This is a genomic window from Mariniphaga sp. (assembly GCF_041687215.1).
Lineage (GTDB): Bacteria > Bacteroidota > Bacteroidia > Bacteroidales > Prolixibacteraceae > Mariniphaga.
Genome location: NZ_JAWLCI010000094.1, coordinates 1 through 11,828 on the forward strand (window position 1 = coordinate 1; position 11,828 = coordinate 11,828).

Sequence of the window (11,828 nt, forward strand, 5' to 3'; positions counted from 1 at the left end):
CAACTTGGGGCAGTCGCCCAGACAAGAACCATAACCGGTAACATAACCGGAGATGATGGTTCCCCACTACCGGGAGTTACAATTGTTCTTAAAGGCACTACTACCGGTACAATTTCCGATGCGGATGGAAATTACACGTTACCCAATGTGCCTACCGATGCTACAATTGTTTTTTCTTTTGTTGGAATGAAAACCCAGGAAATTGTGGTTGGAAACCAAACAGCAATCAACGTTACGATGGAAACTGATGCCATTGGTTTGGAAGAAGTTATTGCTGTTGGTTATGGTACCATGCGAAAAAGCGACCTGACAGGTTCGGTTGCGAGGGTGGCATTTGATGATAAATCGCTTCAGTCAAATTTGAACATCTTACAAACATTGTCAGGGGCATCGGCAGGCATTAACGTTCAACAAACTGGTGCAGCAGGTGGAGAACCTGATTTTTCAATTAGGGGGAAGACCTCTTTGTCTGCGTCCGATAAACCTTTAATCGTACTTGATGGTATTATCTACAACGGTGCCATTGCCGACATTAATGTCAGTGACGTCAAATCTGTAGATGTATTAAAGGATGCCAGTGCTGCAGCCGTTTACGGCTCGAGATCAGCAAACGGAGTAATTTTAATTACCACTAAGCAGGGGAATAGCGAAAAACCTCAAATAAACTTTAATATGTATTACGGTTTCCAAAACATTACCAACACACCAATGAAGGTGATGAATGCAGAGCAATATGCAATAAGGCTTACCGACTATTATTACCAGCAGAATTTATACACATGGTACAGAACAAATCCTACCAGCGATGCAGGAAAACCAGCAAGACCTGATGTAACCGACAGAAACGTTGTTGCTTCAACACTTCGTACACAAGAAGAAAAAGACAACTACCTTGCAGGGAACGAGATAGACTGGGTTGAAGAAGTTCTTCAAACTGCACCAATACAAAACTATAACCTAAGCTATTCGGGAAAAACAAGTAGTACGAATTACTATGTATCCGGTTCATACGCCAATGAGGAAGGAGTATTGCAAAATGATCAATTTTCAAGATTCACTTTACGGACTAATATAGAAAGCGATATTAATGATTGGCTTACATTAGGGATAAATTCAGCCTATTCTTACCGCGACTATTCAGGATTCCCAGCAAGTCTTAATGAAGCAAGGGAAGCCAGCCCGCTTGCAGACAACAAAATAGGTCAGGCAGACTACGATATGCACTTAACCGGCGAAGTATATATGGAATACCCTTTGGTGGATCTCTATGCCGATAACAGCGACATCAGGAATAACCTGTTTATGGTTGGAAGCGCACAAATAGATATACCATGGATAGAGGGATTAAGTTTAGATATTAATTACTCAAATACCCTTAATACCAGGAATAATTTTTCCTTTTGGCCAACTACTCACCCGGATGGTGCAGGGAATAAGGGCAGAGGTCGTAAGGACCATATTGAGCAAAGAAGCTGGATTCAAAATAACATCCTAAACTACTTGCGTAGTTTTGGCGATCATAATATAAATGCAACTTTCCTTTACAGTCGTGAACATTCGCAGCAAAATACTTCGCGTCTTCAGGCAGAAGGATTTGAGAACCAGGGGTTAGGATACAACGGACTTGGACTGGGAACCATATCTACCGTATTAACCACTGAAAATGGCGGTACCTGGGAAGAAGACGGGATATCATACATGGGAAGAGTTAACTACTCTTTTAAAAACCGTTACTACCTTACAGGTACTGTAAGGCGAGATGGGTACTCCGGTTTTGGTGCAAACAATAAATTTGCAAATTTCCCATCAGTGTCTGTTGGTTGGGTACTTTCTGAAGAGTCCTTTGTCAGCGATAGCAATTTCCCATATCTGAAATTGCGATTATCATATGGTATAAACGGAAACCAGGGGTTGGGGCGCTACAAAAGTTTCTCAACAATGGATACTCGTTCATACGTTTATGGTGCTGAAACAAGTATTGGTGTTTATCCAAGCGGTAGTCTCGGCAACGATGACTTAAAATGGGAAAAAACAGCCTCGCTGAATATGGGTGTCGATTTTGCATTTTTGGATCAAAGGATTTCCGGATCTTTGGATTTATACAATGCAAATACTACCGATGTTCTTGTAGAGAGGGCTTTACCTGCTACAGCAGGATATAGTAATGTTTTCACAAACATTGGTGGAATCAACAACAAAGGAATTGAATTAATGTTAAACACCAATAACGTGCAGCGAAGTGATTTTAAATGGAACTCAAACTTTACCTTTAGTTTGAACCGAAATGAAATTACCAAACTGTATGGAGATGAAAACGATGCCGACATTGGAAACGAATGGTTTGTGGGTGAATCAATTAGTGCTCAATACGACTATGAGATGGCAGGAGGCGTATGGACTGAAGAAGAACTATATAGCGGGCAAATCCTGAATGGATGGTATCCGGGCCAGTTTAGATACGTCGATCAGAATGGTGATGGTGTAATTGAATCTACAAATGACAGGAAAGTAATTGGATACGAAGACCCAAATTTCCGATTCAGCATCAACAACTCAATAATATACAAAAATTTCACCTTAAATTTTCTTTTTAACTCAATAACTGGTGGAAATGGTTATTATATTATGGACAACACCTCAGTACTGAATACAAATTTCAGGTCTGATAATGTGTATCGTATGAATATGTCAGCAGTGCGTCCATACTGGACTCCGGATAACGGAGTAAACAATGCAACGGGTATTTACAACTCCCCGGCCGTAACAAGTGGAGTTTATCAAAGCAGAGGTTTTATCCGGCTTCAGGATATTTCTCTGTCATATAAATTCGATAATTCGGTCATAAACCGTTTAAAACTAAATAATTTACAAGTGTATGTGTCAGGCAAAAATTTATATACCTGGACAAAATGGTCGGGTTGGGATCCTGAAACAGGCACAAGTAATACCCCGTTAATGCGAAGTTTTACTGTAGGACTAAAACTTGCCTTATAATAAGTTAATGAGATTAGAAACCTATAAATTTTAAAAAAATGAAACAAAAAATATTTAGAATAATCAGGACATACATTTTAGCGGTAATGATTATTCCATTGATAGGTATATCATGCAACAACGATGAAATATTGGAAGAAACACCATTAGATTTTTTAGCACCTAAAAATGCATTCAGCAGTGTAGCCGGAGCTCGACAAGGAATTTCAGGACTTCATGCTTATGCTCGCGAATATTTGTTCCGTGATGCAGCATCTCAGGAATATTTTGCATGGAGAAGAGGAGTAAGTACTGATATCGCTTATCATGGTGAAGATCCTGCCAGTACGAAATTCCCCTGTGATTTTGTCTCCTTTTTTACCCCTGTCAATTATATAAGCCGTGATAGCTGGACACGTAACTATAAATTGATACAAAATGCCAATGTGTTAATTGATGCAATAGAAGAGTCTGATCCGGAAATGTGGGAAAATGAAGCACAAAAAGAGGCATATAAGGCTGAAGCTATGTTTTTTAGGGCTTATGCCTATCGTGAGTTAGTGTCGGTATTTGGTGATGTGCCAATTGTAAACGAAGTGATAAATGCACCTAAAACCGACTTTGTCAGGGCTTCCGTAAACGATGTTTATGCGGCTATGGAAAGCGACTTGAAGTTTGCCGCAGCCAACCTTCCCGTACGTGGACAAGAAGAGGATCCGGGCAGGATTACACAGGGTGCCGCCTGGCACTTTTTAGCAGAAACCTATGTAGCGCAGGGAAAAAACCAGGAAGCTGTAGATGCTGCCAGCCATGTGATAAACGACTATGGATATGCCATTATGACTGAACGTTTTGGTAGTACAGTTGATGTTTTTGGAAGCGGAGACGTATTCCTCGACCTGCATGCTTATGGGAACCAAAATCTTCCTGAAAATACCGAAGCTATTTGGGTTGTACAATTCGAACCTTTAATTGAAGGCGGTTCTGCCTTTCTTGGAGAAAGGGGATTTGGATGTGCTTATTATAGGATGGGAAATACTCCTGATGGTAAAAAGGCTTTTTTAGGTGAGTATTACAATGGGAAATTTACAGGGTATTCCGACACCCTTGGCCGTCCTGTTGCATGGATCAGACCTACCTGGTACTCTGCTAATATGATCTGGCAAGACGATTGGGATAACGATTACAGAAATGCAAAACATCAGATAAAACGCGATTTTTATTGGGATAACCCGGCATCGGCCTATTACGGGCAAAAGGTCGATTTTAGCCTTTATCCTGCTGATGCGGGAAGGGACCCAATCAAAGATACTTGCCAGTATATTTTCCCCTATTTCATGAAATTTGCAGATCCGTTAAACCACTTTACCAGTCCAGACAGATCTGGAGGAGGTTCCAACCATAAAGACAATTATGCATTGCGTTTGGCCGAAACCTATTTATTACGCGCTGAAGCATATATAAATCTGGGGCAAACTGATAAAGCGGCACAGGATATTAACGTAATCAGAGAACGTTCAAATGCAACACCAATTGCAGCCAGTGAGGCCAATATTGATTTTTTGCTTGATGAACGTGTAAGGGAGCTTTGGGGCGAAGAACAAAGACAAATAACCCTGCGTCGCACGGGTAAATTGGTAGAGCGGATTAGGAAATACAACAATAACCCAAAATTTCCTGGGTTAAACATTGAAGATTACCATGTTCTGTTGCCTATACCTCAATCTCAAATCGACCTTAATATCGATGCCGATTTTCCACAAAACGAAGGATATAAATAATCTGCAAGAAATAAATTATCAGAGAATTTAATATAGTGAAAATAGGAATAGGGAGATTTTTCTCCTTATTCCTATTTTTGTAAGATTGGATAGAACTGGTTAAATTAATATAGGTAGTATCATATCGAGCTCTTAAGTGAGTTTTTTAGGAGGAACCAAATATAATGGTAACAACCCAGCCAATTCCGTCTTGATAGATTTTCTGTTGGATTCAAACTTCGAGTCATACGAAAGTTTTGTATAAAAAGAAAAATTTTATGCAGGTAAAAATCAGTTAAAAATTTTTTCGTGCCGATTCTTTTTTTATATTTGTTCCGTTAGCGATAACGGAATCTAACTAAAATAGTCTTTATGAAGAATAAAGCATATTTTCAAACTAAAATAATCCCCTTCGATTTTCTTGTGATTATGAATTTTAAACCATAAATATTACGAACGAATTAAATGCCTATGAAAAAAAACGGATAAAACCATTAATCATTTATCGAATATTATACATAAAATATACTTTTATTTTAGTGAATAATTAATTCAAATTTTAAACAAAAATTTTTACACCTATGAAAAAAAGTGCAACGCAAAGTTTTTTGCGAGAAGGACGAAGTATGTCCTTTGCAAAGTTTCTTTTGGTTGGGATTTTTCTGATATCCCAACTTGGGGTAATCGCCCAGCAACGAACCATTACCGGGACAGTAACCGGAGATGATGATGCACCCCTCCCAGGAGTTACAATTGTTCTTAAAGGCACTACTACCGGTACCATCTCCGATGTTGACGGAAATTTTACATTATCCGATGTACCGGACAATGCTACAATTGTTTTCTCCTTTGTGGGAATGAAAACCCAGGAAATTGCTGTTGGTAACCAGACTACCATTAATGTTTCCATGCAAACCGATGCCATAGGCCTCGACGAAGTGGTAGCCATTGGTTACGGTACAGCCCGAAAAAGAGACCTGACCGGTTCCGTAGTAAATGTAAATGCGGAAGAGTTAATAAAGTACCAGCCGGCTAATGTTCAGGAAATGCTTCGTTCTGCTGTACCGGGATTAAAAGTGGGGTATAGTACCAGTGCGAAAAATACGCCTGAGTTTCAAATCAGGGCTGACAACACCATTAAGGCGGATGATGATGATGAAAGAGCTGCAAACCGCCCGCTTATTGTATTGGATGGCGTAATTTTTAACGGCGACATTGCCGAAATTAATGTGAACGACATTGAAAGTGTTGATGTTTTAAAAGACGCCAGTGCTGCCTCCATTTACGGTTCACGTGCATCTAACGGGGTAATAGTTTTCACTACCAAAAAGGGAAAAACCGGAAAACCAACTGTCCGTGCAAGTGCTAAGCTTGGAGTTGTTACGCGTGGAAAACATTTGAAAACCTTTGCAGCCGGTGATGAGGTGTTAACATGGCTTACAGACATGAATGAAGCCATTAACAGTTTGTCTAAGGAGCCCTGGACCAAATATGATCAGTTTGACAAAGTACCATCGGAAAACAGAGCCGACTGGTTACAGGCAAATGGTATTCCCGGAGAAACGGATCCCACGAAAATTGCATCAGCCTGGGTTGATAACTTTGGTTTCGAACAAAACGAAAAAGAAAACTTTTTGATGGGCCGTGAATTCGACTGGCAGGACTGGTTATTCCATACCGGATTACGGCAGGATTACAACGTAAGCGTAAGTGGCCGTAATCCCAATGTATCGTATTACTGGTCATTAGGATATATTGATAACGAATCGGTTCAGGTAGGTGAAAAATATGCATCGCTTTCTTCCCGTCTAAATTTGGATGTAAGTGTAACCGATTTTCTAAGTATGGGTATTAATGCCAGTTTCACCTACCAGAATGAAGGGGATCAGCCAATAGACAATGGTGGATATCGCACAGCATCACCCTATGATGCTCCCTGGGAAAATGTTGTGTTTAATGAAAATATTCCGACAATAGGAGATTTACCCAACAAATATCCGCGAGAATACCTGAAAACAGCGGGTGCCGGTTCAAACCGCGGAAATCCATACCTGAATCCTGCTTATATTACCAGGCAATTCGATAGATACAGGATTTTTCCCACCATGTTTGCAAAACTAACCTTGCCTTTTGGTTTTACCTTTACCTCAAATCTTACAACCCGACTGGATTTTTATAACCGGTATTATTATGAAGACGGTGCCAACCCACAATGGGGTCATGGAGGTTTGGTTACCAGAAGGCACAACACCGGATACGAATGGCAATCGGACAACATTTTAAACTGGAACAAAGAATTTGGAGAACACCGGTTCGATTTTACCGGTTTGGTAAATGCCGAACGTGCCCAGGGATGGTACACCCAGGCCCGGGGTACCAGTTTTTCACCTACCGAGGCACTTGGATACCATGCCCTTGCATTTGCTCTGGTACCTTCAGTAGATTCAGATGATCAGGCTGCCACAAGAAATGCTTTGATGGGGCGTATAAATTATGCTTATGGTACTCGTTATAATTTTTCTGCGTCAGTTCGTCGAGATGGGTATTCCCGTTTTGGTGCCAACCATGTTTATGCTACATTCCCTTCCGTTTCTGCAGCCTGGACCCTGACCAATGAAGATTTTATGGCCGGGCGTCCGGCATGGCTTACTTTCCTGAAACTCCGTGCCAGTTGGGGGGTAAATGGGAACAGTAGCGGGATTGCAGCTTATGCAGCTTATGCCACACTTAGTGATAACAAATACCTGAATTACGATAACGGATATTTTGTTGCGCCTTATTTGTACATCAATAGAATGGCCAACCCAAACCTGGCGTGGGAGAAGAATCAGGCGTACAACTTTGCTGTTGACTATGGATTCTGGGACGGCAGGTTAAGAGGGTCACTGGATGTTTATACATCAAAAACCACGGACCTGCTTCTGGATAAAAAACTACCTGTCATGACTGGTTTTGACCAAATTACAACGAATGTGGGAAGTCTGAAAACCATGGGATTCGACCTTTCCATTAACTCAGCAAATATTGAGACTGCCGATTTTCTCTGGAATACAACACTGAACGTAAGTTACAGTGGTAATGAAATCGTTTCATTAACCGGTGAAAAAATAGAAATGACCGATGATGACGGTAATACATACATGGATGAACCAGACGATATTGACAACGGCTGGTTTATTGGTGAAAACAAGGATGTAATCTGGGATTTCGAGATAGACGGAGTTTACCAGGAAGGTGAAGAAGCTGAAGCTTCCAAGTATGGTTTATACCCTGGTGACTTTAGGTATGTAGATCAAAACGATGATGGAGTTATCAATTCAGAAGACAAAATATTCCAGGGACTAAGATCCAATCCTTGGTATATTACCCTTCTGAATGATTTTAATTACAAGGGTTTTGACCTGGGTGTGGTTTTTCTGGGCAAATTAGGTTATAAAGGTGGTACAATTGAACCCTTTAATAACCGGCAGGAATACATTAAAAACCACAACTGGTATAAACTTCCTTACTGGACACCCAATAACCCGATTAATGATGCTGCCCGGATCAACTCCATTAACCTAGGAGGTGCAAATATATGGCAGCAAAGGTCTTATGTGCGTTTTCAGAATCTATCACTGGGTTATGCAATTCCGGCAAATTTATTGGAAACCATAAATGTAAGCAGTGCGCGTTTGGCATTTACAATAGATAACGTTGCAATTTTTACTAAATGGGTTGAAGGAGATCCGGAATCTCAGAGGGAGATGCCCCGAACGTATTCATTTAGCGTGAATTTTTCTTTCTAAATTAAATGCTAAGTTTTTTAAATTAAAGAAAAATACATAACTGTAAAATTGAAAAGAAATGAAAAAAGTGAGAAATATATTAGGCCTCGTATTAATAATGATGATGGCCTTTACCATATCATGTGACGATGAATTCCTTGTGGAAAAACCGTTATCGACTTTAAGTCCTGAGAACACCTTTGTAGATGCTGCTGGTTTGCAAACTGCATTGGATGCTGCCTTAAAAGGTGTATTTAACCAGTGGAATACCGATGTGGGCGACCTGATGTTTAATCACAACATGAGTGATGCAACTGTGGTGAGCTGCACCGACAAACCGGATTCTCCCGGTGTGGATATGAGGGTTTACGCCACTCCGTTAAACTCCAGAAACAATGACGCTGGACGTATGCGGAATTTTTATACTCAAAATTACCAGCAGATTAAGAATGCCAATACGGTAATCGACAACATCGATATCCCGGAATGGGCAGATGGAGATAACGATCCGGAACGAAATCACCTGTTGGGAAGTGCATATTTTATGCGTGCATTCTTTTACATGCAACTAACCATGCAGTTTGGGAATGTCGGTTTTTTACTGAATGTTGTTTCTGAAGCACGCCAGGATTTTAAAGTGTTTCACATGCAGGGTATCTGGGACCAGATGATTGAAGATTTGGAATATGCCGAACAATGGGTAAAACCCAAAAGCGAGATTCCAAGAGGCCAGGCACCGGTTGATGCTGTAAGAATTTTGCTGGCCAAGTATTACATGCTGAACCAGCGGTTTGCCGATGCTGAAGCCATGATGACTAAGGTAATTGACGATCCGGAATCAAGGTTATTTACTCAAGGGGATGTGGATGCTTCAGGAGTGTCCACCGTAAGAGTGGGGAACAACCTGAATCCATTTTCAGGCGAAGCACTTGACGGATTAGATTGCAATCAGCCTGCCGACCCGGTGAATTTGCTTTTTATGAACGAAAACAACCAGAAAACTTCTAACCCCGAAGGAATCTGGATGATCGTAAATGCCCCGTTCCTGGATGGGAGCCAGGGCAGATCACAGCGAATTCGTGCCTGGGGACCAAACTTTGTGAGTACCAATAAAGGGGTGAAAGCTCCGCCAACAGGTACTGTTACAGGTATGGATATCCGGCAAAATGAGGTTTCAAAACAGATGCTAAAGTGGGGCCGGGGTCAGGGATTTGCCCGCCCAACAAATTATGCGCAATTTGAAATCTGGAATTTTAAGGGTGAGAATGACCTCCAGGACTATCGCCACAGAAAAGGCAACTGGTTCGATATGGATATGTTGATTTACGACAATCCCGATTTAAAAGGGACAGAATGGTACGGTCAGCCGGCAAGATTATGGCATAACGGTACCTTATTGTGCGAAGATTCTATTCGTTGCTGGTACGGATACCCTATGTATAAATTTTATGCAGCAAATTTGGAAGACCAGGTTAAAAGGCAAGATGGTGGAAAATCGGATATGTATATCATGAGAGAAGCTGAAGCTTATCTAGTCCGCGCAGAAGCCAGGGTTTGGCAGGATAAATTTGCCGGTGCAGCAGAAGATTTGAATGTAATCCGCGAAAGGGCCAATGCAATTCACATGTACACTGCATCAGATATTCAGAATGAAGGAATTGGCGCTGTATTGGACGAACGTGTTCGCGAATTGTGGGGCGAAGAATACCGGCACGATGAGCTGGTTCGCATTTCCGTAATTTTTGCCAAAACCGGAAAGGCTGCCTACAATGGGAAAACTTATTCATGGGACGGACAGGATATGGAAAAATCTTTGTCGCAGGGAAGTTTTTACTACGACAGGATTATTGAAAAAAATAATTACTTCAGGGAAAATGTTCCTTGGTCAACCTATCCTACAACAAAATACACCATGGATCCGAAACATATTTTCTGGCCGGTTTATGAACCTTACCTCATCGGTAATGTAGGTAACATTTTAAACCAAACTACCGGTTACGATGGTTCTGAGAAAAATGTGGAACCATTGGTGCATCAGGTTCAATCTGCCGGAACTCCGAATACTGATCCTATGGAAGCTATTGGGGAAGTGGAATAGGTACTAAATTTTTTGAAAAATAATGGCTAAAAACATACTGCTCTTCAGGGCAGTATGTTTTTTTTGAGGGTAGGGTAAAGAGTAATAAAATGCTTTCGTGAGAATCCTACTTTAAACTACTTTTATGCAGATTTTTATTAATTGACGTTTTAGTACAGGCTGAAGCATCAAAAATAATCACTTCCCAAACAAATTTTTACCATCTCAAATCTAATTACCCAAGTTTTTGAAAGAGAGTTGTTAGTATTCTCATATTTAGTGATTTATCCTCTCTTTTAATCATTTTTTCAGCCTTGAAAAAATATTTTTTTTTTCGAAATAATATTTTTAAATTGTATAGCGATATCAGTTTCTAAAAAGCAACTTATGAACGATTCAAAAACTATTAATTCCAAACTCCTTTTATTTTATTATCTGCGAAAACTTATTGTATAAACTTTTATTTATTCACTAATATTAAATTGCCTATGAAAAAACCAGAAGATCAGGATAGTCATTTCTAACGAAATTTAGAATTATGTTAATTTAGTTTACTATTCCGTTATTAATTAAAATTTTAAAACCTATGAAAAAAAGGCAAAACAAAACTTTTTTGATAAAAGGGATCCTTTTTATCAAAGTGCTTCTGGTTGGAATTTTTTTGATTTTTCAACTTGGGGCAATCGCCCAGCAAAGAACCATAACCGGTACCATAACCGGCGATGATGGTGCACCACTTCCGGGAGTTACAGTTGTACTGAAAGGTTCAACCATCGGTACTGTGTCCGATGTGGACGGAAATTATACTTTACCCAATGTGCCCGAAGATGCCACAATAGTTTTTTCTTTTGTGGGGATGAAAACACAGGAAATTGTTGTTGGTAACCAGACTACCATCAATGTTGCCTTGCAAACTGATGCTATAGGCCTGGAAGAGGTTGTAGCCATTGGATACGGAACCCAACGAAGAGAAAATGTTATTGGTTCAGTAACAGCAGTAAGGAGTGAAGAGCTAACCGCTGCGCCTGTTGGAAGAGTTTCTAATGCTCTTGCCGGGAGGCTGCCTGGAGGTATTTTTATGCAAGAATCTGGTGAGCCTGGAAATGACGCTGCAATAATAAGGGTACGTGGAAATAGCACCTTCAATGAAAATCAACCATTGGTGGTTATCGATGGCATACCCGGCAGAGATTTAAATTCACTGAATCCGGAGGACATTGAATCTATTTCTGTCCTGAAGGATGCATCTGC

Annotated in this window: 5 protein-coding genes; all 5 read left to right on the top strand. The window is 40.4% G+C overall.

Annotation, left to right across the window (positions count from 1 at the left end; all coding sequences use genetic code 11):
- On the top strand, positions 1-2,994 hold a 2,994-nt coding region (locus tag ACESMA_RS20365), incomplete at its 5' end, for a SusC/RagA family TonB-linked outer membrane protein (RefSeq protein ID WP_372950719.1).
- Between the two features lie 98 nt (positions 2,995-3,092).
- Positions 3,093-4,754, top strand: a complete 1,662-nt coding sequence (locus ACESMA_RS20370) for a RagB/SusD family nutrient uptake outer membrane protein (protein ID WP_372950720.1) — start codon at positions 3,093-3,095, stop codon at positions 4,752-4,754.
- A gap of 560 nt (positions 4,755-5,314) precedes the next feature.
- Entirely contained in the window at positions 5,315-8,521 is a 3,207-nt protein-coding gene (locus ACESMA_RS20375) for a SusC/RagA family TonB-linked outer membrane protein (protein WP_372950721.1), read from the top strand.
- A gap of 58 nt (positions 8,522-8,579) precedes the next feature.
- On the top strand, positions 8,580-10,598 hold the full coding sequence (locus ACESMA_RS20380) for a RagB/SusD family nutrient uptake outer membrane protein (RefSeq protein ID WP_372950722.1): 2,019 nt from the start codon (positions 8,580-8,582) through the stop codon (positions 10,596-10,598).
- 565 nt (positions 10,599-11,163) lie between these two features.
- Positions 11,164-11,828: carboxypeptidase-like regulatory domain-containing protein (locus ACESMA_RS20385; protein ID WP_372950723.1), on the top strand; the 665-nt coding region annotated here is incomplete at its 3' end.

Excerpts from the sequence above, each read along its gene's own strand:
- ACESMA_RS20375 (WP_372950721.1), top strand. The coding sequence starts at position 5,315 with ATGAAAAAAAGTGCAACGCAAAGTTTTTTGCGAGAAGGACGAAGTATG.
- ACESMA_RS20380 (WP_372950722.1), top strand. The coding sequence starts at position 8,580 with ATGAAAAAAGTGAGAAATATATTAGGCCTCGTATTAATAATGATGATG.